Consider the following 26,566-nt stretch of genomic DNA (forward strand, 5'->3'; position numbering starts at 1 on the left):
ATCCTTGTCCCCGGCAAGGTCACGGATCAGCCCACACCCGGGCACCACGACAGGCCACCACACCGGCCCCCGTAGCTCAGTGGATAGAGCAGGCGCCTTCTAAGCGCTTGGCCGCAGGTTCGAGTCCTGCCGGGGGCGCCATCGAGACGGCCCGGACCCGCGAGGTCCTGGGGCCGTCGACGTTGCGCCACACCTGGCACCGCGGGCACACCCGGCACTCCCCACGCCCCCGGGTGCCATCCCCCGCCGGGGTGCGATCGACGCGCCGAGCGACCGCCACCAGACGCCGACGGCGACAAACCCGCAGTGGTGGATTTCACTGACAGCGCCGAGCGAAGCTCCTGTCGACGTCACACACGTCCACTCTCTCTTGCGAATTGGTGAACGACGCCTCAATGAATTCGACTCGGGCATGAGTGCAGCACGGGAATTACCCTGATCCGGATCGTTTTTCCTCGTTCCAGCACGCCGCCCCACCCCGCTTGAACCCGCCCCGACCTGCACTTGAGGAGCAGATGAGGGCATTCGCGATTCGCAGAGTATTTACGTGTCGACAAAACGACGGAATTTGCCCCGGCGTGTCGCTCATAAAAATGCTCCATTGGAGCTAAAACAGTCTCATCACTGCGCCATAAGCGATCGATAAAACAGCCATGTGTGCTCTTCTTCAGCTGCAATATTCCGACAGGTCGCATTTCGCAGCGGGCGCACCGGCGTCGGCTGTGTCGCGCCTACGGCATGAAGGGTCAAACTCGTGAGTCAAGGTAACGGCATGCGACCGCGCGGTCGACGCGTCGGCGCGCTGTCGGCGCTCACCGCAGTGAGCATCATGACCGCGCTGACTTCGGGCATGGCTTCCGCGGTCGCCGCTCCCCACAGCTCCGTCACGCAGGGGAAGAAGGGGGTGCACTCCTTCGCGCCGACGAAGACGAAGGCCGGGGCGAAGGCGAAGGCGCAGCCGGTCCCCCTGCCGTGCACCGGCCAGATCTACGAGTCGGTGGGCAGCGGTGCCACTGGTGGCACCCAGCTGTACGTGGGTGCGCCGGGAGCAGGCAGTGTCGCCTTCTCCCCGGTGGGCGGGGCCTACGCCAACGGCTACAACGCCATCGGCACCGACCCGACCACCCACATCATGTACGGGATCGACTCGACCAACGGCCACCTGCTGGCCATCAGCGGTGCCGGTGTGGCCCTCGATCTCGGTGCTGTGGCGGGCCTCCCTGCTCTTCCCGGCAACGGCTTCTACAACGTCGGCGCGTTCGACACCGGCGGCAACCTCTACGTCGCGGCATTGGGCCAGAGCACGCTGTACCGCATCGATGTGACCGCCCAGACCGCCACCGCCATCCCGCTCAGCCAGGCCATCGGCTCCGCGGACATCGTGTTCGCGAACGGCTATTTCTGGGGCATCGGTGGGAACGGCAGCATCGAGCGCATCAACCCGACGACCGGGGCCGTGACGGTCTTCCCGAGTGTCGGCGCGAGCGGCCCGGCGGGCGGTGCCTTCCTGTACGGCAACGGGGACCTCGGGTTCATCGTCAACGGGGGCGCCGGCGCCGCCGTGGTCTATCGGATCGGGGTGACCAACCCGGGCTCCGCGAACCCGACGTTCACTGTGCTCTCGACACAGACCGCGCCGAACAGCTCGAACATCGACGCCACGTCGTGTGCCGCCGCCCCGGCGGACCTGGCGATCACCAAGAGCGTGTCGCCCGCCAGCTACAAGCCGGGTGACCAGATCACCTACAACGTGACGGTGACCAACAACGGGCCGAACGACTCGAGCGGCTACACGGTCAACGACACGCTTCCGCTCGGCTTGACGAACATCTCGACCACCACGGCCGGCTGCACGGTCAGCGGCACGAGCCTCTCGTGCACGGCGGGCGCACTGGCGGCCGGTGCGAGCCGCACCATCACGGTGACGGGCACGGTCGGGCCGAACGTCTCCGGCGGTCTGACGAACACCGCGACGGTACGGGGCAACGACCCCGACCTGGCCCCGGGCAACGACACCGCCACCGCGACGGCCCTCCGCGCGAGCGTCGACCTGCAGGTGACGAAGTCGGGCCCGACGTCGGCGAAGCCGGGTGACCCGGTCACCTACACCATCACGGTGAAGAACAACGGCCCCGACGCCTCCTCCGGGTGGACCCTCACCGACCCGATTCCGCCCGGCCTGCTCAACGCGACCACCAGCACGGCCGGTTGTGGCATCGGCGGCGGAGTGCTGACCTGCACCGGTACCTCGCTGGCGAGCGGCGCGAGCACCACGATCACCCTGACCGGCATCGCGGGCCAGGGCTTCGTCAACATCCAGAACACCGCGGGTGTCGTCGGCAACGACCCCGACCCGAACCTGGCCAACAACACCACCACCTCGAACGTCGCGGTCACGCAGCGGCAGGTGGACCTGGCGGTGTCGAAGGCGGGCCCGACGTCGGCCAAGGAGGGCGACCAGGTCACCTACACCATCACGGTGACGAACAACGGCCCGGACGCCTCCACCGGCTGGACCGTCACCGACGCGCTTCCGCCCGGCCTGCTCAACGCCACGACCAACACGCCCGGTTGTGGCATCGGCGGCGGTGCGCTGATCTGCACCGGCGCCTCGCTGGCGAGCGGCGCGAGCACCACGATCACCCTGACCGGCACCGCGGGCCAGGGCTTCACCAACATCCAGAACACCGTGGTGGTGCAGGGCAACGACCCCGACCCGACCCCGGGCAACAACAAGGCCACCGCGACCGTCCCGATCTCCGTGCCTTCTGCGGACCTGCAGGTCTCGAAGGCGGGCCCGACGTCGGCCAGAGTGGGCGACCAGGTCACCTACACCATCACGGTGACGAACAACGGCCCGGACGCCTCCACCGGCTGGACCGTCACCGACACGCTTCCGCCCGGCCTGCTCAACCCGAAGACCACGACGCCGGGCTGCACCATCGTCGGCGGCGTGCTGACCTGCACCGGCGGCCCGCTCGCGAACGGTGCCAGCACCACGATCACCCTGACCGGCACCGTGGGCCAGGGCCTCGGCAGCATCCAGAACACCGTGGTGCTGCGGGGCAAGGAGGCCGACCCGAACCCGGGCAACAACTCGAGCACCTCGACCATCGCGGTCTCCCAGAGGCGAGCCGACCTGCAGCTGACGAAGTCGGGCCCGTCGTCGGCGGACGCGGGTGACCCGGTCACCTACACCATCACGGTGAAGAACAACGGCCCGGACGACTCGACCGGCTGGACCGTCACCGACCAGTTGCCGGCACGTCTGCTCAGCCCGACGACCACGACGCCGGGCTGCACCATCGCGGGCGGCGTACTGACCTGCACGGGCGGCCCGCTCGCGAACGGTGCCAGCACCACGATCACCGTGACCGGCATCGCGGACCGGGGCTTCACCGGCATCCGGAACACCGCCGTGGTGAAGGGCCTCGACATCGACCCGAACTCCAGCAACAACACGGGCAGCAACCAGGCCCCCAGGCCCGGCCTGAGGATCTCCAAGTCGCTGCGGGCGCCGCGCATCATCAGGCCCGGTGACACCGTCAGGTACACCGTCACGGTGCGCAACACCGGTGACACGGACTACACCACCGCCAACCCGGCGAGCTTCACCGACGACCTCTCCGGTCTGCTGGACGACGGCAAGTACAACGACGACGCCGTGGCCAGCATCGGGACGGTCAGCTACGCCGAGCCCACGCTGCGGTGGACGGGTGCGCTGAAGCGCGGTGAGACGGCGACCATCACGTACTCCGTCAAGCTCGACAGCCGGCCCTTCGGGGACCTGAGGCTGGTGAACAGGATCGTCTCGGACGATCCCGCCAGCAACTGCACGGCGAACAGCCGCGACGACGAGTGCTCGTCCAGCGCGAGGATCGACGCCCGGGACAAGGACAAGGACCGGGACCACGACCGGAACCGGAACCGGGTCAAGAAGCACCGCGTCACGGTGGCGGACAGGCTTCGCCTCGTCAAGCGATCCTGACCCGATGACAGTGCCCCGGGCTCTCCGGAGGGCCCGGGGCACTGTCGCTCTCTCGCCTCTTCGACCGTTGAGGGAAATGCGGGGCGATATTGAGGTGACGGCGATGGTGGGCCTGTTTGACGCAGAAGAGGAACGTGAACGGGTCGGCAGGTGACGTGTCGACAGAGGTGATGTGACGACAGATCCACTAGCGCCATATGCAGTCGTCGAGGAGGAACTGCTGATGACGAATAGTCAACGAGCCCGTTTCGGATGGAGGCAACTCTGTGTCATAGCGGGTATGGCATTCCCCCTGGTGCTGGGCGCCGTGCTGGGCGCAGTGCCGGCCGCCTCGGCCGCGAGCACGAGCGAGGTCCGCGCTTTTGACGACGGCAATGCCGTGACCTGTCGGCTCGACCCGGGGCCGTATCAACTTCAGGTGGAGAAGTATCTGGGTCTGCCTCAGGACGGAAAGCAGTCCGAGTCGGACTGCGCGGCAATCCAGAGAATGCAGCAGAAGTACGAGATCGATCCGGCGGACGGCTATGCCGGGCTTGTGAGTTACCGTGCCGCGATCGTGGAGTGGGCCACCACGCACAAGGCGTCTCTCACCGGCTGTCCCAAACGCTCACAGCTCGTGGTCTGCATCGACCAGGCACGCCAGTTGCTGTGGTTGCAGAAGGCGGGGAAGATCACCTTCGGCCCGGTCCCCGCGCGTACCGGGATGCCCGGTCATCGGACGCGCAACGGCTCGCACCCCATCTACAAGCGGGTGCAGAAGTTCTGGTCGCATCTGTACGACGGTCCGATACCCTACAGCCAGTTCTTCGACGGTGGCCAGGCGCTCCACGCCAGCTACCGCCCGATCTTCGAGGACCCGGGCTCGCACGGCTGCGTGAATCTCCGGTACGACGACGCCAAGGCGCTGTGGTCCATTCTCCGCCTGGGTGACAGTGTGTACGTCTGGGGTACGAGACAGGGCGCCTGATTCACTCGTCCAGTTCTGATGTTCCCGGCAGGCGTGTCATTCCGTAACAGCCCCTGAACGGCTCGCCTACTCTCCGCTGTTGTCTGCCTGCCGGAAGAATTCAGGGGAACATTCGTGCCTGTCATCTCTTCAGCTCGTCCCACTCTCCGTCGCCTCGCTTGGACAGCGGCTCTCCTGGTCGGCGCGGGCGGCGGGACGGTGGCCTGCGGTGTCATGGGGCCCGGCCGTGTGGCGGACGGCCACCGCCCCGCGCACGGCGCTTCGGCGTCGTCGGCCGTCAAGCTCGCCGACACCATGCGCGCCTCACGGCCCGTGAAGCTCAAGGTGCCCTCCGCCGGCGTGGACGCGGGCCCCCTCCTCGAACTCGGCCTGGACGACCGGCGTCAACTCCAGGCTCCGCCCATGGACAAGGCGGACAAGCCCGGTTGGTACACCGGCAGTGTCCCGCCGGGCGAGAAGGGGGTGTCCGTGCTCCTCGCGCACTACAACACTCCCAAAGGGCCCGGGCTGCTTCGGAACGTGATGCTGCTGAAGGTCGGGGACCCCATCACGGTGCAGCGGGCCGACGGGCACACGGTCACGTTCGTCGTGCGGAAGCTGGAACAGGTGAGCAAGGAGAAGGTCGCCGAACACGACCTGAAGCTGAGCTCGCAGCACGCGGAACTCCGCCTCATCGCGTCGGGGGGCAGCCTCGTCAAGGCGTCGCCCAAGCCGGGCAGGAGCGAGGGCGGCGAACGGGCCGGGGCGGACGCGAAGAACGCCGACGCCCACTACAACATCGTGTTCTACGCCGACGCGAAGAAATGACCGCCACGGCCGACCGGGCGGCCGCCACGGCTCCACTCATGGCGGCCCGGCCCTCATCCGGTACGCCGCCTCGGCTGAAGCTGCCGACACGCCAACCGGCCGTCTCCCAGGAGGAGAACGGCCGGCTGAAGGGTCCGCTCGGACGTCAGCTGTTGGCGCAGGAGTTGCTGAACGCCGAGCTCAGCACGCCGACGACGCCGACCGTGTTCCCGCACACAGCGGCCGGAACGTGGACAGGGGCCTGCACGGAGTTGCCCGACACGACGCCCGGGGAGGTGTTGGCAGTGGCGGTTGCGCCACTGTCGGCGGCGGCGATACCGGCGGTACCCGCCACGGCCGCAGCGGCAACGGTGGTCAGGGCCAGGCCCTTCGCGATACGCGACATGGAGAGGTGCTCCTTGGGGATCGTCTCAACGGCCGGGCGGAATGCCCGACGTTGAGTAAACTCCGTGCTACACGTCCTGGTTGCGCCTCCGATGGGGTGATCTCCGGAATTGCCGGTTTCACGACTTCGACACACTTGACTGATTTCACCGATCGTGCAGGTAGTGGCTGAAGGTGTCGGCGCGGGCGCACAGGACGGGCCGGACCCGCTGCGCCGGGCCCGGCCCGCCGGTCCGCGCCCCCCCCGCAGCGACCGCCGGCGCATTCAGCCTGCCGTCAGGCGATCCTGCCGGTCTTGTAGAAATGCGCACTCCGGTTCGGGGAGAGCACCAGGCTCGTCACCTCACCCGCCATCCGGTCCGCCCCGGGCAGTCCCGGTCGCGCCGCCGCGATCGCCCCTCGTGCCGCCGCGAACTCCCGTGGCGAGCACCCGGTCATGGCCCGGAACTCCCCGCTCAGATGCGCCTGATCGCAGAAGCCGCAGACGGCCGCGGTCTCGGCGGCCGGACGGCCGGACGCGAGCAGCCGCCGCGCGCGCTGCAGCCGCAGCACGCGTGCCGCGGCCTTCGGGCCGAGCCCTATCTGTTCACGGAATCGGTTCTCCAACTGCCGTACGCTCCAGCCGACCTCTTCCGCGAGCCGCGGCACCGGTACGGCGCCCCCGGTCCGCCGCAGCACCGACCAGGCGCGCACCACCCGGGCCGAACTCGGCGGTCCCGCCCCGGACCAGCGCGCGAGCACGTCGTCCAGCAGACCGAATCGTTTCGCCCAGCTCGGCAACGCGGCCAGTGCGGCGGCCAGTTCACCGACGCCCGCCCGGTGCGACGCGGCCGGCGGGCCGCCATGGCCGAGCGGATGCGGCAACTCGTCGGGATCCACGGGCCGGTTGACGAGCTCGTACTGGGGCGTGCCGAAGAGCGTGAACGCGGCCCACGGAGTGAGCAGGACCTCTATACCGGCGACACGGCCGCCGTGTTCGCCGACGGCCGGGGTCGTGGTGAGACCGGAGTACACCGAGACGAGGGTCGTCGCAGGCCGGGCGGCACGGGTGATACGGATGGCACCGTCGAAGCCCAGCAGGAGCGTCGCCGCGCCGATGGGCGTCTCCAGACGGCTGCGCGGACCGTCGAGTGCGAGCCGGATCCCGCGGTAGCTGATCACGCCCGGGCGCAGGCGGGGGTGGGGGCGCGCGGTGACGGTCTCCCAGCTGCCGCCCGGCCCGTGTCCGGCGCGCGACACGATCCCACTCGCCATCCGCCCTCCCCCGGCCCACACCGACCATCCATGGTGCACGCCACCGGAAGGGGCCGGAAGCCCCGGCGGTGGCCGGGTTCGGGTGGCCGCCGCGCCCCGGCCCCGGGCCCCCGGGCGCCCCCTGGGAATCGTCACGCCCCGCAGGACCTCAGGAACGCCCGGGTACGCTGCGCGATGGGCAGCGGCTTGTCCGGTTCACAGGGGTACATGTCCTGTTCCACGATCGCGAACAGATCGATGCCGAGCTTCTGCGCGGCCGCCAGCACCGGCTCCAGCGCCGGGATGCCGGAGGGCGGTTCGCACATCACGCCCTTCGCCACCGCGGGGCCGAAGGGAATCCCGTCCGCCCGCACCTCGGCCAGGATCCCGGGGTCGACCTGCTTGAGGTGGAGGTAGCCGATCCGTTCCCCGTACGTCTCGACCAGCTTGACGCTGTCGCCGCCGCAGTACGCGTAGTGCCCGGTGTCCAGGCACAGCGACACCGCCGAGGGGTCCGTCGCGTCGAGGAAGCGCGTGACGTTCTCCTCGCTGTCGATGTGCGTGTCGGCGTGCGGATGGACGACGATCCGCAGCCCGTGGCGTTCGCGCACCTCGCGCCCCAGCCGCTCGGTCTGCGTGGTCAGGTGTCGCCACTGCTGCGCGGTCAGCCTGCTCGGCTCCAGCACCTCGCCCGTCCTGTCGTCCCGCCAGAACGCCGGGATGACCACGAGGTGCGAGGCGCCCATGGCCTGCGTCAGGGCGGCGATGTCCGAGACGTGTGCCCAGGTGGAGTCCCACACGTCAGGGCCGCGATGCAGGCCGGTGAAGACCGTGCCGGCCGACACCTTCAGGCCGCGTCGCCCCGTCTCCTCGGCGAGGATCGCGGGATCGGTGGGCAGATAGCCGTACGGGCCCAGCTCGATCCACTCGTAACCGGACTGGGCGACCTCGTCGAGGAAGCGCCGCCAGGGCACCTGCCGGGGGTCCTCCGGGAACCAGACACCCCAGGAGTCGGGGGCCGAGCCGATCCGGATGCGGGAGAGCGAGGGCCGAGGTGACGACGACGTCATGGGCGTCAGCCTCCGGCCACCCCGAAGCCATGTCAAGCGGTCGTCCGTATGTCCGGACAAAACGTTGACAGGGCTGCCTCGGCGCGGCTAGACCTGGGGACAGCCGATGTGAAGGGAACTCGATGGAGGAGTTCGAGGAGTCCGTGCCCGCCGCCCCCGGTGACCCGTTCGACCTGATCACCATGGGCCGGATCGGCGTGGACCTCTACCCGCTGCAGACGGGCGTGCCGCTGCCGCAGGTGACGTCCTTCGGGAAGTTCCTGGGCGGTTCGGCGACGAACGTGGCGGTGGCGGCGGCCCGCCTCGGTCGCCGTACGGCGGTGATCACGCGCACGGGCGACGATCCCCTCGGCACGTATCTCCACGAGGCACTGCACGGCTTCGGCGTGGACGACCGCTGGGTCACACCTGTCGCGGGGCTGCCCACGCCGGTCACCTTCTGCGAGGTCTTCCCGCCGGACGACTTCCCGCTCTACTTCTACCGGCAGCCCAAGGCGCCGGACCTGGAGATCGACGCGCACGAGCTGGACCTGGACGCGATCCGTGCCGCCCGTGTCCTCTGGGTGACGGGCACGGGCCTGAGCGAGGAGCCCAGCCGCACCGCCACGCTCGCCGCGCTCGCCCATCGCGCCACGGCCGGTACGACGGTCTTCGACCTCGACTGGCGACCCTCCGCCCGCCGGTTCTACGCCGAGGCCCTGCGCCACACCACCGTGGCCGTCGGCAACATGGACGAGGTGGAGATCGCCACGGGTGAGCGCGACCCGCAGACCGCGGCCCGCGCACTGCTGGACGCCGGCGTCGAACTCGCGGTCGGCAAACAGGGGCCCAAGGGCGTCCTCGCGGTCAGCGGCAACGGGGAGTCGGCGGAGGTCCCGCCGCTTCCGGTGAAGGTCCTCAACGGGCTCGGGGCGGGCGACGCCTTCGGCGGCTCCCTGTGCCACGGGCTGCTCGGCCGCTGGGACCTGGAGCGGATCATGCGGTACGCGAACGCCGCGGGCGCCATCGTCGCCTCCCGTCTGGAGTGTTCGTCCGCGATGCCTACGGCCGACGAGATCGAGGGCGCGATCACGGCGGGAGCGGTGCAGTGATCGACAACCGCGCCACCGCGCGCGTGGCCGACGAATGCGGCGCCACCGCGCGCGGTGTCGCCGATCTTGTCCGCATCCGGGCCCGTCACCCGGAGGCGATCGCCGAGGCCGCCGCCCGTCGGGCCCGTCGTCCCCTCCTCGACGGCACCGGCCGACTGATGATCGTCGCCGCCGACCACCCCGCCCGCGGCGCCCTCGGGGTCGGCGACCGCACGATGGCCATGGCGAGCCGCGCCGACCTGCTGGAGCGGCTCTGCCTCGCGCTGTCCCGCCCCGGCGTCGACGGCGTGCTCGCCACCGCCGACATCCTCGACGACCTGCTGCTGCTCGGCGCCCTCGACCACAAGGTCGTCATGGGGTCGATGAACCGCGGCGGCCTCCAGGGCTCCTCCTTCGAGCTGGACGACAGGTTCACCGGTCACCGTCCGCAGGACATCGAGCGCCTCGGCTTCGACGCGGGCAAGCTGCTGCTGCGCATCGACTACGACGATCCGGGCTCACTCAACACCCTGCAGTCCACCGCCCGCGTCATCGACGAGATGGCCGAGCGCCGGCTCCCGGTGTTCATCGAGCCGTTCCTGTGCCGCCGCCACGAGGACGGCACGCTGCGCAACGACCTCGGCGCCGAGGCCGTGACCAAGTCCATCGCCATCGCCAGTGGCCTGGGCGGCAGTTCCGCGTACACCTGGCTGACGGTCCCCGTCACGGAGAACCCGGACGACATGGCCCGGGTGATGGAGACCTCCACCCTGCCGGCGGTGCTGCTCGGCGGCGACGTCGGCGACGATCAGGAGGGCGCGTACGAGAAGTGGCGCGCAGCGCTCCAACTGCCCACCCTCGAGGGCCTGGTGGTCGGCCGTTCGCTGCTGTACCCGGCGGACGGGGACGTGGCCGCCGCCGTGGACACCGCCGTAGGACTTCTGTGAGGGCCGCATGAGCAAGGAGCCGTACGTCCCCAAGGGCGCCACCGCCGACGCAGCGGCGGTCTTCGACTTCGCGTACGTCCCCCGCGACGCCCGGCCCCAGATCGCCTCCGGCGCGGGAGGCCGCTTCGCCCTGGCAGGAGCGAAGTGCGAGCGCCGACTCCCCGCCCGCTACGGCCCCGCGCCGGAGGTCCCCGTCGAAGCAAGCACAGGGGGATACCGATGACCTCGACGACGAGGCTCACGGCCGCTCAGGCGCTCGTACGCTTCCTGGCCGCCCAGTACACCGAGCGCGACGGCGTCCGCCGCCGGCTGATCGGCGCCACCTGGGGCATCTTCGGCCACGGCAACGTCGCGGGCCTCGGGCAGGCGCTGGTCGAGTACGGCGATCTGATGCCGTACCACCAGGGCCGCAACGAGCAGTCGATGGTGCACGCGGCGGTCGGCTACGCCCGGCAGTCGAACCGCCTGTCGACGCACGCCGTGACCACGTCCATCGGGCCCGGCGCCACCAACCTGGTCACGGGTGCCGCCCTCGCCACGATCAACCGCCTCCCCGTCCTGCTGCTGCCCGGCGACGTCTTCGCCACCCGCCCGGCGGACCCGGTGCTCCAGCAACTGGAGGTCCCGCACGCCGGTGACGTGTCCGTCAACGACTGTCTGCGCCCGGTGTCGAGGTACTTCGACCGGATCACCCGCCCCGAAGCGCTGATCCCGTCCGCCCTCCAGGCGATGCGCGTGCTCTGCGACCCGGTCGACACGGGCGCGGTCACGCTCGCGCTTCCGCAGGACGTGCAGGCGGAGGCGTACGACTGGCCGGAGGACTTCTTCGCCGAGCGGACCTGGAGGGTGCGCCGTCCAGGCCCCGACCCGGTGGAACTCGCCGCGGCCGTCCACGCGATCCGGGCCGCCCGGCGCCCGCTGGTCGTGGCGGGCGGCGGTGTGCACCACAGCCGTGCCGAGGACGCCCTGGCGGAGCTCGCCGAGAGCACCGGCATTCCGGTCGCCTCCACCCAGGCCGGCAAGGGCTCGCTGCGCTGGGACCATCCGCAGGACGTCGGCGGCATCGGCCACACCGGCACGGCGACCGCGGACCAACTGGCCCGCACCGCCGACCTGGTGATCGGCGTCGGCACCCGCTACACCGACTTCACCACGGCCTCCGGCACCCTCTTCACCGGTGCCGGCGTGCGCTTCCTCAACCTCAACATCGCCCCGCTGGACAGCCACAAGCTCTCCGGGCTGCCACTGGTCGCCGACGCGCGCGGCGCCCTGGAGGAGCTGACCGAGGCGCTGCTGCTGCACGAGCACGGCGTCGACCCCGCCTACGTCGCCGAGTACACGCAGGACAAGGAGCGCTGGGAGCAGCGGGTCGACGCCTGCTTCGAGGCCGGGGATCCGGATGTTCGGCCGACGCAGCCGCAGCTCATCGGCGCCCTGGACGCCGTGGTGGACGAGACGGACATCATCGTGAACGCGGCGGGCTCGCTCCCCGGCGATCTGCACAGGCTGTGGCGGACCCGCTCCCGGGACCAGTACCACCTGGAGTACGGCTACTCGTGCATGGGCTACGAGATCCCGGCCGCCATAGGTGTGAAGATGGCCGCGCCCGACCGGCCCGTGTGGGCGCTGGTCGGCGACGGCACCTATCTGATGATGCCGACGGAGATCGTCACGGCCGTGCAGGAGGGGACGGCGATCAAGCTCGTGCTCGTGCAGAACCACGGCTACGCGTCCATCGGGGGCCTGTCGGAGTCCGTGGGGGCCGAGCGGTTCGGCACGGCCTACCGCTTCCGGTCCGAGGACGGCGCGTACACCGGGGCGCCGCTGCCCGTGGACCTGGCCGCCAACGCGGCCAGCCTCGGTATGCGCGTGCTGCGTGCGAAGACCGTGCGCGACCTGCGCGCCTGCCTCGCCGAGGCGCGCGACGCGGACACTCCCACATGTGTCTACGTGGAGACCGAAACCGCAGACACTCTGTCGGGCGCGCCTCCGGCGCAGGCCTGGTGGGATGTACCCGTGGCCGAGACCGCGACCCGATCGTCGGCGGTCAAGGCGCGCGAGGAGTACGACCGGCACGTCTCGACCCGACGCCGCCATCTGTGAAGGAGTTCTTGGGCATGACGAAGATCGTCAACCACTGGATCGGCGGCAAGACCGTCGAAGGCGCGTCGGGCACGTACGGGCCGGTGACCGACCCGGCGACCGGCGCGGTCACCACGCAGGTCCCCTTCGCGAGCGTGGCGGAGGTGGACGCCGCCGTCGCGGCGGCCAAGGACGCGTACCGCACGTGGGGCCAGTCCTCGCTCGCGCAGCGCACGTCCATCCTCTTCAAGTTCCGGGCGCTGCTCGACGAGCACCGCGACGAGATCGCCGAGCTGATCACCGCCGAGCACGGCAAGGTGCACAGCGACGCGCTCGGTGAGGTCGCGCGCGGCCTGGAGATCGTCGACCTGGCCTGCGGCATCAGCGTCCAGCTGAAGGGCGAGCTGTCCACGCAGGTGGCGAGCCGCGTGGACGTGGCCGCGATCCGCCAGCCGCTCGGCGTCGTCGCGGGCATCACGCCGTTCAACTTCCCGGCGATGGTCCCGATGTGGATGTTCCCGATCGCCATCGCGTGCGGCAACACGTTCGTGCTGAAGCCGTCCGAGAAGGACCCGTCGGCGTCCGTCCGGCTGGCCGAGCTGCTCGCCGAGGCGGGTCTGCCGGACGGTGTCTTCAACGTCGTCCACGGCGACAAGGTGGCCGTGGACCGGCTCCTCGAGCACCCGGACGTCAAGGCGGTGTCCTTCGTCGGCTCGACCCCGATCGCGCGTTACATCCACACCACGGCCTCCGCGAACGGCAAGCGCGTCCAGGCCCTGGGCGGCGCGAAGAACCACATGCTGGTGCTGCCGGACGCCGACCTGGATGCGGCGGCGGACGCGGCGGTCTCGGCGGCGTACGGCTCGGCGGGCGAGCGCTGCATGGCGATCTCCGCCGTCGTGGCCGTCGGCGCCATCGGCGACGAGCTGGTGGAGAAGATCCGCGAGCGCGCCGAGAAGATCAAGATCGGCCCGGGGAACGACCCCGCCTCGGAGATGGGCCCGCTGATCACCAAGGCGCACCGCGACAAGGTGTCGTCCTACGTGACGGGCGCGGCGGCGGAGGGCGCCGAGGTCGTCCTCGACGGCACCGGCTACACGGTCGACGGCTACGAGGACGGCCACTGGATCGGCATCTCGCTCCTCGACAAGGTGCCGACGACGGCGAAGGCGTACCAGGACGAGATCTTCGGCCCGGTGCTGTGCGTGCTGCGCGCCGAGACGTACGAGGACGGCGTCGCCCTCATCAACGCCTCGCCGTTCGGCAACGGCACGGCGATCTTCACCCGGGACGGCGGCGCGGCCCGCCGCTTCCAGCTGGAGATCGAGGCCGGCATGGTCGGCGTGAACGTGCCGATCCCGGTCCCCGTGGGCTACCACTCCTTCGGTGGCTGGAAGGACTCGCTCTTCGGCGACCACCACATCTACGGCAACGACGGCACGCACTTCTACACCCGCGGCAAGGTCGTGACCTCCCGCTGGCCCGACCCGGCCGACGCCCCGGCGGGCGTCGACCTCGGGTTCCCGCGCAACCACTGAGCGTCACCCGAAAGCCGAGGAGGCCGTCCGTTATACGGACGGCCTCATTTTTTTACAGACCCCCGCTGCGGTTCCCGTACGGCGAACAGCCGCCGGACGACCGAGCAGTCGACGCTTGAATCAGTTGCGGATCACCATTTCGCCACTGATTCCGTAGGTGAACACCCATTGACGCGGCGGTTTTCGTCGGGGTTCCATCAGCGCCGGGAGCGGACGAAGTGACGTACGACGAGAGCCGCCGGAGGCGATAGCGCTCCCGACCTCAACCATCTGCCGCACGAGTCGATCGGAACCGCCGCATGACCGACACGCTCCGTCCTGTCGAGAACGCCGTCACCGAGGCGTCTGCCAGCCCCCAGACCCTCAAGCGCTCCATCGGCGTCGTCGGCGGCACCCTGCTCACCCTCTCCTGCGTGACGCCCGCCTCCACGCTCTTCGTGGTCGTCCCCGACCTGTTCGGCTCGCTGGGCACCGCCACCGCCCTCACGATCGCCATCGGCTCCCTCCTGTGCATCGCCGTGGCGTTCTGCTACTCGGAGCTGGGCACCCTCATCCCCAGCGCGGGCGGCGAGTACGCCATGGTGTCGACGCTGGCGGGACGGCTGGCCGGGTGGCTGGTCTTCGTGCTCTCACTGCTCGTCGTCATGATCGTCCCGCCGGTGATCGCGATGGGCACGGCCGCCTACCTCGCGCCGATCGTGCACCTCGACCCGGCGATGACCGGCGCCGGGGTCATGCTGCTCGCCACCCTCGCGGGCCTGCTCGACCTGCGCGCCAACGCCTGGATCACCGGCATCTTCCTGGTCCTCGAGGTCGTGGCCGCGGGCGTCGTGGCCGTCCTCGGCTTCATGCACAGCCAGCGCGGCGTCGGCAGCCTGGTCTCGATGCAGGTGGCCGGATCCGGCGGGCACACGGACACCGTGACGGCCATGCTGGTGGTCTCCGGACTCGCCATCGCCCTCTTCGTCACACAGGGCTTCTCGACCGCCGTCTACCTCTCCGAGGAGCTGGAGAACCCGCGCCGCAACGTCGCCCGCACGGTCCTCGCCACCCTCGCCATCTCCACGGTCGTCATCCTGGTCCCGGTCGTGGCGATCACCGTGGGCGCCTCCGACCTGAAGGCGCTGACGGGTGGCGACATCAGCAGCATGGTCACCGCCTGGTCCGACTCGGCCGTCGGCACCTTCGTGAGCCTGTGCGTGGCCCTCGCGATCATCAACGCGGGCATCGTCATGGTCATCCAGAACTCGCGCGTGCTGTTCGCCTCGGCCCGTGACAAGGCCTGGCCCGAGCCCGTCAACAAGGGCCTCGCCAAGCTCGGCCGGTTCGGCTCCCCCTGGGTCGCCACCCTCGTCGTCGGGGTCCCCGGCGCGCTGCTGTGCTTCGTCAACCTGGACACGCTATACGGCGTCACGGGCGTCTCGGTGACCGGGATGTACCTGCTCGTCGCGGTCGCCGCCCTGCTCGCCCGGCGCGGTTCGCACGCGAAGACGCTCGCCTGGCGGATGCCGCTGTGGCCCGCGATGCCGGTCCTGCTGATCGTGGTCCTGGCGTACGTCCTCAGCCGGCAGGAGACGCGCTACCTGCTGTGGACGGGCGGCATCACGGCGGTCGCCACCCTCTACTGGGCCCTGTACCTCCGCCCCCGCCGCGACACTCGCTGGCTGGTGTCGATCCCGCAGGACGCGCAGGCCTGAGACCGTCTGTCGGCGCTCAGGTGAAGTCCCAGGTCACCACAGTGCACGTTCCGTCGTCCTTGCCGCCCGCACTGCGATAGGCGGCAAGGGCGATGTCGTTGCCGGTGTCGACCAGCACCCACATGCCGTAGCAGCCGCGTTCCCGGCCGAGCGCGGCGAGCCGCCGCACGAGGGCGCGTCCGATCCCCCCGCGCCGGTACGGCTCGGCGACCGCCAGTTCGTACAGGAACATCTCCGTGCCCTTGTCCGGGTGGATCGTCTCGACGCCACTGACGAAGCCGACGGGCGTCGGCTCACCGTCCTCGTAGGCCAGGAAGAGATGGTGTCCGGCGGCGGTCAGGAAGCGCTCGGCCCACTCGGGACGGACGGGATGGTCGAAGAGGTGCTCGGCGGCGGTCACTTCGGCGACGGTGGTGGCAGGGCGAATCTCCATGGGCCTTCGTACCACTCCTGCGGTATGCGGCGTCAGGTCCCTACATCCCGGGGATGGGGCCGAGTTCAGCCCAGCGGGTGCCCCCGTTGTCGGTGGGGGCCCTTACCGTTGACGCATGGATCTTCGACTGCCCGCCGTCCGGGGGCTGCGCCGGGGGATCGTGGCCGCCGTGGCCGCGGTCGTCCTCGTGCTGGCCTGTGTCGGTACGTGGACGGCTGTCGCCTCGGACGACGCGCCCGCCGTGCACCGCACCGACCGAGTCATGGACATGGGCGGCGGCGTGCGCATCGACACGTCGTACTTCACCTCGGGGTCGTCCACCGGCCGCCGCCCGGCCGTCCTGCTGGCGCACGGCTTCGGCGGCAGCAAGGACGACGTCAGGGCCCAGGCGGACCAGCTGGCCCGGGACGGGTACGCGGTGCTGACCTGGTCGGCGCGCGGGTTCGGCAGGTCGACAGGCAGGATCGGGCTGAACGACCCCAAGGGCGAGGTCGCCGACGTCTCGCGGCTCATCGACTGGTTGGCCCGGCGCCCGGAGGTCCTGCTGGACAAGCCGGGCGATCCACGCGTGGGCATCGCCGGCGGGTCGTACGGCGGTGCGATCTCACTGCTGGCCGCCGGGTACGACCGCAGGGTGGACGCGATCGCCCCGGCGATCACCTACTGGAATCTGGCGGACGCCCTTTTCCCGAACGGCGTCTTCAAGAAGCTGTGGGCCGGCATCTTCATGAACTCCGGCGGCGGCTGCGCAAGGTTCACCGCCGAGCTGTGCCGGATGTACGACCGGGTCGCGGAGTCCGGAACGCCGGACGCGCAGGCGCGCGCCCTGCTGGAGGCGCGCTCCCCGTCCGCCGTCGGCAAGGACATCAAGGTGCCCACGCTCCTCGTGCAGGGCCAGTCCGACTCGCTGTTCCCGCTCGGCCAGGCGGACGCGGCGGCCGCGGCGATCCGGGCCAACAGGGCACCCGTGGACGTCGACTGGATCGCGGGCGGCCACGACGGCGGGGACATGGAGACCACTCGCGTCCAGGCGCGCGTCACGGCGTGGTTCGACCGCTATCTGAAGGACGAGAAGGGCGTCGACACCGGGCCCGCCTTCCGGATCACCCGCACCGGAGGCATCGACTCCGCGAACGGTAGGGCCCAGCTGCGGGGCGCGAGCGGGGACACGTATCCGGGTCTGGAGAGCGGGCGGCACACGGTCGCGCTCAGCGGCGGCGAGCAGCGCTTCGCGAACCCGGCGGGCGCGAGCCCACCCGCGGTCTCCGCGCTCCCCGGACTGGGCGGCGCGGGCGGCCTGTCCCAGCTGTCGTCGCTGGGCATCGGGGTCTCCCTCGACTTCCCCGGGCAGTACGCGCACTTCGACTCGCGGCCCGTGCGCGACGACCTGTGGATCACCGGCTCGCCGACGGTGACCGTGCACATGACGTCGACCAGCGACGACACCGTGGTCTTCGCGAAGGTCTACGACGTCGGCCCGGGCGGCACCCAGCCGGTGCTTCCCTCCCAACTGGTCGCCCCGGTGCGGGTGACGGGCGCGAAGGCCGGCAAGGACGTCACGCTGACCCTGCCCGCCGTCGACCACGAGGTGCAGAAGGGGCACCGGCTCCGGCTGGCCCTGGCCTCGACGGACCTCGGCTATGCGTCCCCGGTGGCGCCCGCCACGTACACGGTCTCCCTCAGGAGCGGCCTGGAGGTGCCGACGGCACCGGGCGTGACGACCGCGGCGGCCCCGCTGCCATCCTGGGTCTGGTGGCTTCCGCCGGCCGGAGCGGTGGTCGCCCTGGCCCTGCTGCTGACGGGCCGCCGCCGTACGACCGCACCGGCGCCCGACCCCGCACTGGCCGACGTCCCGCTGCAGATCACGGACTTGAGCAAGCGGTACGCGAAGTCGGCGGACCGGTACGCGGTCAAGGACCTCTCCTTCCGCGTGGAGAAGGGTCAGGTGCTGGGCCTGCTGGGGCCGAACGGCGCGGGCAAGACGACGACGCTGCGCATGCTGATGGGCCTGATCACACCGGACGGCGGCGAGATCCGCGTCTTCGGCCACGCGATCCGCCCGGGCGCCCCGGTCCTGTCGCGGGTGGGGGCCTTCGTGGAAGGCGCGGGCTTCCTGCCCCACCTGTCCGGCCGGGAGAACCTGGAGCTGTACTGGCGCGCCACCGGCCGCCCGCCCGAGGACGCGCATCTGGACGAGGCACTGGAGATCGCGGGGCTGGGCGATGCCCTGGCCCGCGCGGTGCGCACCTACTCCCAGGGCATGCGCCAGCGCCTGGCCATCGCCCAGGCGATGCTCGGTCTGCCCGACCTGCTGATCCTCGACGAGCCGACCAACGGCCTCGACCCGCCGCAGATCCGCGAGATGCGCGAGGTCATGATCCGCTATGCGGCGGCGGGCCGCACGGTCATCGTCTCCAGCCATCTGCTGGCGGAGGTCGAGCAGTCCTGTACGCATCTGGTGGTCATGGACCGCGGCCGGCTCGTCCAGGCGGGCCCGGTGGACGAGATCGTGGGCTCCGGCGACACCCTGCTGGTGGGCCTGGCGGCGCAGATCGCCGACCCACTGGTGGAGAAGGTGGCCGCACTGCCCGGGGTGGAGTCGGCGGTACGAACGGAGGGCGGACTGCTGGTGCGCCTGACACCGGTCGCGGCGGCCGGGGCTCGGGGCGCCGACGGCGCCGAGGGTGCCCTGGAGCTCGCGGGCGTGGGCGCCGACCTGGCCGCGACCGAGGACGTGTCGGTGGGAGCCGCCGGGGGACCGGTCGCCGTCACGGAGCTACCCGCCGAGCCGATCGCGCCCACCACCGAACCCATCGCCTCCACCGGCGTCACCCTGGCCCCGATGGCCTCCGTCGGCGTCACCGCCGAGCCGGCCGTCTCCGGCTCCGCGGCCGCCGCCCGGCTTCTCGTCGAACTGGTCCGGCTCGAAGTTCCGGTGGCCTCGCTCGGCCCCCACCAGCGTCTTGAGGACGCCTTCCTCACCCTGATCGGAGGTTCCGCATGAGTGCGCTGGCCCAGCGGTCGGAGACGGCCGACGGGTACCGGGCGCGGCGGACACTGCCGCTGCGCGTCGAGCTCGTCCGGCAGTTGAAGCGACGCCGTACGCTCGTCATGGGCGCGATCCTGGCCGTGCTGCCGTTCGTGCTGGTCATCGCCTTCGTCATCGGCAGACCCGGCGAGCGCAACGGTCAGGTCACGCTGATGGACACGGCCACCGCGTCCGGGGCCAACTTCGCCGCGGTGAACCTCTTCGTCTCCGCCGGGTTCCTGCTGGTCATCCCGGTCGCCCTGTTCTGCGGTGACACGGTCGCCTCCGAGGCGAACTGGTCCTCGCTGCGCTATCTGCTCGCCGCTCCCGTCCCGCGCGCCCGTCTGCTGTGGTCCAAGCTCGCGGTCGGGCTCGGCATGAGCCTGGCGGCCATGGTGCTGCTGCCGGTCGTCGCGCTGGCGGTGGGCACGGCGGCCTACGGCTGGGGACCGCTGGAGCTGCCCACGGGCGGCGCCCTCTCCCCGGGCACGGCGGCCCAGCGGCTCGTGGTCGTGGTGGCGTACATCTTCGTGTCCCAACTGGTCACCGCCGGGCTCGCGTTCTGGCTGTCGACAAGGACGGACGCGCCCCTGGGCGCGGTCGGCGGCGCGGTCGGCCTCACCATCGTGGGGAACGTGCTGGACGCGGTGACCGCTCTCGGCCACTGGCGGGACTTCCTGCCCGCCCACTGGCAGTTCGCCTGGGCCGACGCCGTCCAACCGCACCCGGAGTGGGGCGGCATGATCCAGGGGACGGTCGTTTCCACAACGTACGCGCTCGTGCTGTTCGCCCTGGCCTTCCGGGGTTTCGCGCGCAAGGACGTCGTCTCCTAGGGCCGCTTCCGACGGATCTGCGTGGGACAAGGAGCGCCTGTCTGACGGCCCGGATCGAGCTGGGCCACTTCCCGAGCGCGCGGACGTCCAGACGGCCGTCGACCATGCGAACCAGGCGGTCTCCCGCGCCGAGTCCATCCGCAGGTTCGCCCTCGTCGAGGGCGAGTTCACCGAGGAGAACGGGCTGCCAACCGAATTCCGTGGGACGACTCGGGCCATGATTCCGGTCCTGATTCGGGGCATGATTCGGGCTCGGATTCGGAGCGTGGTTCGGTTTCGGGGTGTGATTCGGGACCGGATTCGGAGCGTGGTTCGGGGTGTGATTCGGGGCGTGGTTCCGGTCATGATGCCACCAGCGGATTAGCACAATTACCCACCACCGAGGGAACCGGCCGGGTGAATTGCCGAAACCAATCCGAAGAGGCCGGGTCGGCCCGCGGAGCAGAAGCAGGTGTCCGCGCCGGGAAAGGTGATGACCGCGCCGGTTGACCCCTGCGCACCTTGCGCGTGAATGCGGGCACGGCATTCGGGTGAATTGGGCGGCGCCTCTCGATCGGGAGTTGCTTGGGCCGCCTATTTCTCGTTTCACAGACTGCAGGTCGTGCGGCGAGCCGTTCAAGCTGTGCTCGCTCGGTTTCGGCCGTCACAGGGGCACGACCGCACAGAAGGGAAAGTACGTGAAGCACAAGAAGAGCGCTGCCGTCGTCGCCGGCGCCATCATGGCTCTCGGCATGGCCGCCCCGGCCATGGCCGACACGGGCGCCGAGGGCACCTCGACCGGCTCCCCGGGCGTCGTCTCCGGGAACGTCATCCAGGTGCCCGTGCACATTCCGGTCAACGCGTGCGGCCTCGGCGTCAACGTCGTCTCGCTGCTGAACCCGACGTCCGGCAACGGCTGCGCGACCACCTGACGACAAGGCCACCGACGGCTGGCGTCCTTCTCTCTCAGTCGTCCGGCCGGGTCACGGCCGGCCTTGGACTGCGCTGTTCGGATCCAGGGCCGGCCCTCCCCCTTCACCCACTTCTACCAGCAGGAAGACAACGAGATTGCGACAGACCCTGAGCAGGGGAATGGTCGCGGCGGCCGCCGCGACGGGCATTCTGTCCTTGTGCGGCAGCCCGGTGCACGCGGACTCGAACGCCGACGGCACCGCGGCCGGATCACCCGGTCTCGCGTCCGGCAACACCGTCCAGGCCCCCGTGAACGTACCCGTCAACCTCTGCGGCAACACGGTTGACGTGGTGGCCGCGTTGAACCCGGCGTTCGGCAATGCCTGTTCCCACAGTTCCGGTGGGCAGACGGTCACCTCGGGCTCGCACACCACCGGCACGACGACCGACTCACCCGGCGTCGTGTCCGGCAACACCATCCAGGCCCCCGTGCACGCCCCGGTCAACCTCTGCGGCAACGCGATCAACGCGGTGGGCATCCTGAACCCGGTGTCCGGCAACGCCTGTTCCTCCGGCAGCGGTGGGCAGTCGGTCACCTCCGGCTCGTCCACCACCGGCACGACGACCGACTCACCCGGCGTCGTGTCCGGCAACACCATCCAGGCCCCCGTGCACGCCCCGGTCAACCTCTGCGGCAACGCGATCAACGCGGTGGGCATCCTGAACCCGGTGTCCGGCAACGCTTGTTCCCCCGGCACCGGAGCGCAGCCCGCCCCGGTGCAGCCGGCCCCGGTCCAGCCCGCTCCGGTCCAGCCCGCCCCGGTGCAGCCGGCGCCGGTCCAGCCGGCCCCGGTCCAGCCCGCCCCGGTGCAGCCGGCCCCCGTGCTGAACGTCCCCGTGGTCCCTGCCCAGACACCCCGCGGCGGTGGCTCGCACCAGACGAGCAGCGACACCGGCTCGGGCGACACGAGCAGCGACGTCGATTCGGGCACCACCCAGAACAGCGCCAGCTCCAGCGTGTCGCACGCGCCCGTCAGCGCACAGGGAATCCGGACGACCGAGAGCGGCACCTCGCCGCACACGCCCGCGGTCGCCCCGCTCGGCCGGCGCGCGCACCAGGTGCCCGCGCTGGCCGAGACGGGTAGTGAGGGCGTGCTCGCGGCCTCGGCCGTGAGCGTCGCGATGCTGGCCGGCGGTCTCATCCTGTACCGGCGGGGCCGGGTCTCGTCCCACCGGTAGCACGCCGGGTGCCGGGCCCCGCGCCCGGCACCCGTGCTGTCGCTCACGCGCATCTCCCCGCAGTCCACGGCCCAGGGGCGGCGCCCACTCTTGTGGGTGCCGCCCCTGGGCCGTTCGCGTCCGCGATCGGCGCCGCGGAGTGACATGACACGGAGCGGGTCGGCCTCGCTGCCGGGTGTGCGTCGCCTGTGTCACAAAGAACCTCTCTGTGTCACACATGTCCCGGGTCCACGGTTCTTCTGTCACACCCTCTTCACAGACCCGGACCTCGCACGCTCCCTGTCGTTGACGGAACACAGGCTTTGTGATCGCCAGCGCAGCGCCCGGCTCCCCCGACGGCCTCCCCCGGGCCGCCGCCGCGGCGCGCGCGGGGAGGTGCTACTGATGACCGACCGTAGCCTCTGGTCGTACAAGGACATCGCCGCGCACATCCGGGTGCAGCCCGGAACCGTGAGGTCCTACCGCAAGCACGGTCTGCTCCCCCCGCCCGATCATGTGGAGGGCGGGAGACCCTACTGGTACGCCGACACGGTCCGAGCCTGGGTCGCCTCCCGCCCCGGCAACCGTGGTCGCGGAGACCACGGAGACACCTGACGCCCCCTTTCACGCAGTGGCCCGCCCCGGTCCGGGAGCGGGCCACTCGCCCGTTGTCGCGACCCGTACGCCCTCGGTCCCCGGATGTGCGTTCGCGGGATCGGGTCCGTTCCCCGGCGCGATCGGGTCAGTTCCACGGTTCGATGACCGTCACCCCCTGGCCGGGGGCCGTGCCCATCGCCGCCAGGGCCGCGGGGGACGCGTCCAGGGGGATCGTCGAGGTGACCAGGAGGTCGGGGCGCAGGGCGCCGGAGCGGACCAGCTCCAGCATGGTCGGGTAGGTGTGCGCAGCCATGCCGTGGCTGCCGAGGAGCTCCAGTTCCAGGGCGATGACCCGGGCCATGGGCACCGGGGTCGTACCGGTGGGTGAAGGCAGCAGGCCGACCTGGACGTGGCGGCCACGGCGGCGCAGGCCGTTCACCGACGCGGCGCACGTCGCCGGGGAGCCGAGCGCGTCGAGGGATACATGGGCGCCGCCGCCCGTCAGGGTGCGGACCGCCTCCGGCGTGTCCTCGGTGCGTGTCGCGTCCACGCACTCCGCCGCCCCGAACTTCCGTGCCAGATCGAGCGCCTGAGCTGATACGTCCACGGCGACGACCCTCGCCCCCGAGGCCGCCGCGATCATCACCGCCGACAGGCCGACACCTCCGCAGCCGTGCACGGCGACCCACTCCCCCGTGGCCACCCGGCCCTGCTGGACGACCGCGCGGAACGCCGTGGCGAACCGGCACCCGAGCGCCGCGGCCGCCCGGAACGACAGCTCCTCGGGTACCGCCACCAGATTCACATCCGCGTGCTCCAGCGCCACGTACTGCGCGAAGGAGCCCCAGTGGGTGAACCCGGGCTGTGTCTGCCGCTCGCACACCTGCTGGTCGCCCGCCGCACAGGACGGACAGCTGCCGCAGGCGCACACGAAGGGCACCGTGACCCGGTCGCCGGGCCGCCAGCCGGTGACCCGGGCACCCACCTCCTCGACCACACCGGCGAGTTCGTGCCCGGGCACGTGCGGGAGCGTGATGTCCGGGTCGTGCCCCATCCAGCCGTGCCAGTCGCTGCGGCACAGCCCCGTGGCCTCCACCCGCACCACGACCCCGTCCTCGGATGGCTCGGGGTCCGCCACCTCGCGCACCTCGGCCGGCTCCCCGTACCGCTCGAACACCACCGCACGCATACGACCACACCCTCCGCCCGTGTCCCGACCCCCAGCGCTCCTGGAGATCATCCCTCCGGTGGAACGCTAGGCCCTTCTGACGGATCTCCGCGGCGTCGCGACGCCCGGCACACCTCGCCGTACCGCGCGAAGAGCACGCTCCGGACGCCGCTCCTTGTCCCGCCGAGATCCGTCAGAAGCGCCTTAGCCGCGCGCTCCCGCCTTGTCCCGGTCGCGGTCCGCCTCCCCATCCTTCTCCACGGCCGCGACGGGCTCCTCCTCGCGCAGTCCGAACCGCTCGTGGAAGCGCCTCAGCGGTCCCGGGGCCCACCAGGTGGCACGGCCGGTCAGCCGCATCACCGCCGGGACCAGCAGGCTGCGGACGACCATCGCGTCCATCAGGACCGCCAGCGCGATGCCCAGACCGAGCATCTTGGTGTTGGTCACCCGGGAGGTGCCGATGGCGACCATCACCACCGCCAGGATGACCGCAGCCGCGGTGATCAGTCCGCCGGTGCGCTGCAGCCCGAAGCGCACCGCCGCACGATGGTCGCCGCTCTGGTCGTACTCCTCCTTGATGCGCGACAGCAGGAACACGCCGTAGTCCATGGAGAGGCCGAAGGCCACGCAGAACATCAGGACCGGCAGGGTCGTCTCGATCGAGCCCGGGCTGGTGAAGCCGAGCAGGCCCGACAGATGGCCGTCCTGGAACACCCAGACCACCGCGCCGAACATCGCCGTCAGGCTCAGCGCGTTGAGCAGGACCGCCTGGACGGGTATCAGCACGCTGCCGGTCAGCAGGAAGACCAGGAGCAGGGTGACCGCGGCGATGAAGGCCGCCGCCCAGGGCAGCCGGTCGGCTATCGCATGCTTGGAGTCGACCAGGACCGCCGCGGTGCCCGTCACCGAGGTGTGGAACGGGGCGGCCGTCGCGCGCAGTTCGCCGACCAGCCGCTGGGCGCCGGCGTCCACGGCCTCGCCCTTCGGCTGCACCGTGAAGTACGCCTTCTCGCCCTTCACCAGGGGTCCGTCCACCAGCCGGACCTGGGGCAACGCCGAGATCCGGTCCTTGTACGCGGCGTACTGCGCCTTGGTCGCCCGCCCCTCGGCCAGCACCTCCAGGCCGCCGCCGGGGCTGCCCGGGAACCCGTCCCGAAGGTGCTGCTGCACCACATGGGACTCGGCGCCCGAGGGCAACTGGCGGTCGTCCGCCGTGCCGAACTTCACGCCGAGGAAGGGCAGTCCGAGGACCACCAGGCCGACGGTGGTGGCCACGGCGAAGAGCGGAGCACGCCGCATCACCAGGGCGGCCATCCTGCCCCAGGCGGCCCCCTGCCCGGGCTCCCCCGGCGTCCCGCGCCGGAAGAGCCGCCGCAGGTCCAGGGCGTTCACCCGGTCGCCGAGGAGCACCAGGGCCGCCGGCAGCAGGACCAGCGCGGCCGCCGCGGCCAGCAGCACCACCGCGATGCCCGCATACGCGAACGACCGCAGGAAGTACTGCGGGAAGACGAGCATCGCGGCCAGGGAGACGGCGACCGTGAGAGCGGAGAAGAGGACGGTGCGGCCCGCCGTGCGCAGGGTGATCGCCACCGCGCCCAACGGGGCGGCCCCCGTGGACAGTTCCTCACGGAATCTGCGCACGATGAACAGCGCGTAGTCGATGGCGAGGCCGAGGCCCAGGGCCGTGGTCAGGTTCAGTGCGAAGACCGAGACGTCCGTGACCTCCGTGAGCCCCCGCAGCACGGCGTTGGTGCCGAGGATGGCGACGATGCCGACGCCCAGCGGCAGCAGGGCCGCGACCGCGCTGCCGAAGACCATCACCAGCAGTACCAGGGTGATCGGCAGGGCGATCAGCTCGGCCCGGGTCAGGTCCTCGCGGATGGTCTTCTGCATCTCGGAGCGCACGGCGACCGGGCCGCCGACCGTGATCCGCACCGGGCCGTGCGCGCCCCGGTAGTGGGGCGCGATGCGGTCCAGGGTGTCGCTCGCGGTCTTCTCCTCGCCGGTGACGCGCGCGGCTATCAGCGCCTCGTGGCCGTCCTCGGCGCGCAGCGTGGGAGCGCCCGAAGCCCAGTAGGAGCCGACCCCGGTGACTCCGCGCTCGGATGTGAGCCGCGCGGTCAGGCGTTTCGCCTCCGCGGTGACCGCCGGGTCGTCCACGGTCCGGTGCCCCGAGTCGACGAGAAGCAGCAGATTGGGCTGTGAGCCGGGGAACTCCCGCTCCAGCGCGCGGGTCGCGTACGTGGACTGCGCGGCCGGGTCCTCCCAGCCGCCGCTGCCCAGCCGGTCGGCGACCCCGCTGCCGGCGACCACCGCGAGCGCGGTGAGCACCAGCGCGACGAGCAACGACAGCCGGGGCCGGGCGCTCACGAACCGAGTCCAGCCACCCGGCCCCGACGCACCCCCTCCGTCGGCCTTCTCGCGGTCACCTCTGCGGTTGACTTCGGACATGATGCGGTGTCCCCTTCACCGTGACCCCGCATCCCGTACATCCGTGCAGGCAGCATGGGTCGTCCATTGCCATAGACTGGCAAACACGAGTCTCCGCTCGCGTTTCTCAAGAATGCGAGCGACCACTCGCGTTTGTCAATCGCGTTCCGAGAACTGGGGATCAC

At 70.9% G+C, this 26,566-nt stretch carries 19 protein-coding genes, 1 tRNA gene and 1 pseudogene; 15 read left to right on the forward strand and 6 right to left on the reverse strand.

Features of this window, described 5'->3' with window-relative positions; genetic code table 11:
• Positions 1-65 precede the first annotated feature (65 nt).
• From ASC56_RS05715 to ASC56_RS05730, 4 genes are all read left to right on the forward strand, one after another.
• A tRNA-Arg gene (locus ASC56_RS05715) sits at positions 66-141 on the forward strand.
• Between the two features lie 631 nt (positions 142-772).
• Complete coding sequence (locus ASC56_RS05720) at positions 773-3,988, forward strand: DUF11 domain-containing protein (RefSeq protein ID WP_055490075.1); 3,216 nt, start codon at positions 773-775, stop codon at positions 3,986-3,988.
• A 280-nt stretch (positions 3,989-4,268) separates the two neighbouring features.
• Positions 4,269-4,955 (forward strand): L,D-transpeptidase, encoded by a 687-nt coding sequence (locus ASC56_RS05725; protein WP_063784928.1) that lies wholly within the window; start codon positions 4,269-4,271, stop codon positions 4,953-4,955.
• Positions 4,956-5,168: 213 nt separating this feature from the next.
• Complete coding sequence (locus tag ASC56_RS05730) at positions 5,169-5,762, forward strand: sortase domain-bontaining protein (RefSeq protein WP_055490076.1); 594 nt, start codon at positions 5,169-5,171, stop codon at positions 5,760-5,762.
• A 145-nt stretch (positions 5,763-5,907) separates the two neighbouring features.
• Here the strand turns inward: ASC56_RS05730 and ASC56_RS05735 are convergent, their stop codons facing one another.
• The 3 genes from ASC56_RS05735 to ASC56_RS05745 form a co-directional block, all read right to left on the reverse strand.
• Positions 5,908-6,147: a chaplin gene (locus ASC56_RS05735; protein WP_055490077.1), complete on the reverse strand. Its 240-nt coding sequence runs from the start codon at positions 6,145-6,147 to the stop codon at positions 5,908-5,910.
• Positions 6,148-6,422: 275 nt separating this feature from the next.
• A complete protein-coding gene (locus tag ASC56_RS05740; RefSeq protein ID WP_079102305.1) occupies positions 6,423-7,400 on the reverse strand; it encodes a helix-turn-helix domain-containing protein in 978 nt (325 codons plus the stop codon).
• A 131-nt stretch (positions 7,401-7,531) separates the two neighbouring features.
• Positions 7,532-8,449 carry a sugar phosphate isomerase/epimerase gene (locus ASC56_RS05745; RefSeq protein WP_055490078.1) on the reverse strand — a complete coding sequence of 306 codons (918 nt, stop codon included), beginning with the start codon at positions 8,447-8,449 and terminating at the stop codon, positions 7,532-7,534.
• Between the two features lie 122 nt (positions 8,450-8,571).
• Here ASC56_RS05745 and iolC point away from each other — a divergent pair, with 122 nt between their 5' ends.
• From iolC to ASC56_RS05775, 6 genes and pseudogenes are all read left to right on the forward strand, one after another.
• Positions 8,572-9,540 (forward strand): 5-dehydro-2-deoxygluconokinase, encoded by a 969-nt coding sequence (gene iolC, locus ASC56_RS05750; protein WP_055490079.1) that lies wholly within the window; start codon positions 8,572-8,574, stop codon positions 9,538-9,540.
• A 23-nt stretch (positions 9,541-9,563) separates the two neighbouring features.
• Positions 9,564-10,466 (forward strand): hypothetical protein, encoded by a 903-nt coding sequence (locus ASC56_RS05755; RefSeq protein WP_055490192.1) that lies wholly within the window; start codon positions 9,564-9,566, stop codon positions 10,464-10,466.
• Between the two features lie 52 nt (positions 10,467-10,518).
• Positions 10,519-10,680: pseudogene (locus tag ASC56_RS05760) on the forward strand (5-deoxy-glucuronate isomerase); the annotation flags it as partial.
• Between the two features lie 5 nt (positions 10,681-10,685).
• Positions 10,686-12,569, forward strand: a complete 1,884-nt coding sequence (iolD, locus tag ASC56_RS05765) for a 3D-(3,5/4)-trihydroxycyclohexane-1,2-dione acylhydrolase (decyclizing) (protein ID WP_055490081.1) — start codon at positions 10,686-10,688, stop codon at positions 12,567-12,569.
• Positions 12,570-12,583: 14 nt separating this feature from the next.
• Complete coding sequence (mmsA, locus tag ASC56_RS05770) at positions 12,584-14,086, forward strand: CoA-acylating methylmalonate-semialdehyde dehydrogenase (protein ID WP_055490082.1); 1,503 nt, start codon at positions 12,584-12,586, stop codon at positions 14,084-14,086.
• A gap of 299 nt (positions 14,087-14,385) precedes the next feature.
• Positions 14,386-15,783 carry an APC family permease gene (locus ASC56_RS05775; protein ID WP_055490083.1) on the forward strand — a complete coding sequence of 466 codons (1,398 nt, stop codon included), beginning with the start codon at positions 14,386-14,388 and terminating at the stop codon, positions 15,781-15,783.
• A 16-nt stretch (positions 15,784-15,799) separates the two neighbouring features.
• On the opposite strand, the gene ASC56_RS05780 is transcribed toward ASC56_RS05775, so the two are convergent.
• Positions 15,800-16,216 carry a GNAT family N-acetyltransferase gene (locus tag ASC56_RS05780; RefSeq protein ID WP_055490084.1) on the reverse strand — a complete coding sequence of 139 codons (417 nt, stop codon included), beginning with the start codon at positions 16,214-16,216 and terminating at the stop codon, positions 15,800-15,802.
• A gap of 115 nt (positions 16,217-16,331) precedes the next feature.
• Here ASC56_RS05780 and ASC56_RS05785 point away from each other — a divergent pair, with 115 nt between their 5' ends.
• From ASC56_RS05785 to ASC56_RS05805, 5 genes are all read left to right on the forward strand, one after another.
• Entirely contained in the window at positions 16,332-19,220 is a 2,889-nt protein-coding gene (locus tag ASC56_RS05785) for an alpha/beta fold hydrolase (protein WP_055490085.1), read from the forward strand.
• Positions 19,217-20,077, forward strand: coding sequence for an ABC transporter permease (locus ASC56_RS05790; protein ID WP_055490086.1), 861 nt, complete (start codon positions 19,217-19,219; stop codon positions 20,075-20,077). The genes ASC56_RS05785 and ASC56_RS05790 overlap by 4 nt, the downstream gene beginning before the upstream one ends.
• A gap of 719 nt (positions 20,078-20,796) precedes the next feature.
• Positions 20,797-20,988 carry a chaplin gene (locus ASC56_RS05795; RefSeq protein ID WP_055490193.1) on the forward strand — a complete coding sequence of 64 codons (192 nt, stop codon included), beginning with the start codon at positions 20,797-20,799 and terminating at the stop codon, positions 20,986-20,988.
• Positions 20,989-21,124: 136 nt separating this feature from the next.
• Positions 21,125-22,207, forward strand: coding sequence for a chaplin (locus ASC56_RS42960; protein WP_159039598.1), 1,083 nt, complete (start codon positions 21,125-21,127; stop codon positions 22,205-22,207).
• 384 nt (positions 22,208-22,591) lie between these two features.
• Complete coding sequence (locus ASC56_RS05805; protein ID WP_055490088.1) at positions 22,592-22,801, forward strand: AlpA family transcriptional regulator; 210 nt, start codon at positions 22,592-22,594, stop codon at positions 22,799-22,801.
• Between the two features lie 127 nt (positions 22,802-22,928).
• Here the strand turns inward: ASC56_RS05805 and ASC56_RS05810 are convergent, their stop codons facing one another.
• Together ASC56_RS05810 and ASC56_RS05815 are read right to left on the reverse strand one after the other, a co-directional pair.
• Positions 22,929-23,972, reverse strand: coding sequence for a zinc-dependent alcohol dehydrogenase family protein (locus ASC56_RS05810; RefSeq protein WP_055490089.1), 1,044 nt, complete (start codon positions 23,970-23,972; stop codon positions 22,929-22,931).
• Between the two features lie 183 nt (positions 23,973-24,155).
• Positions 24,156-26,402: an MMPL family transporter gene (locus ASC56_RS05815; RefSeq protein WP_079102306.1), complete on the reverse strand. Its 2,247-nt coding sequence runs from the start codon at positions 26,400-26,402 to the stop codon at positions 24,156-24,158.
• Positions 26,403-26,566 lie beyond the last annotated feature (164 nt).

The sequence above is a fragment of the Streptomyces sp. TP-A0356 genome, from assembly GCF_001417775.1.
Taxonomy (GTDB): domain Bacteria; phylum Actinomycetota; class Actinomycetes; order Streptomycetales; family Streptomycetaceae; genus Streptomyces.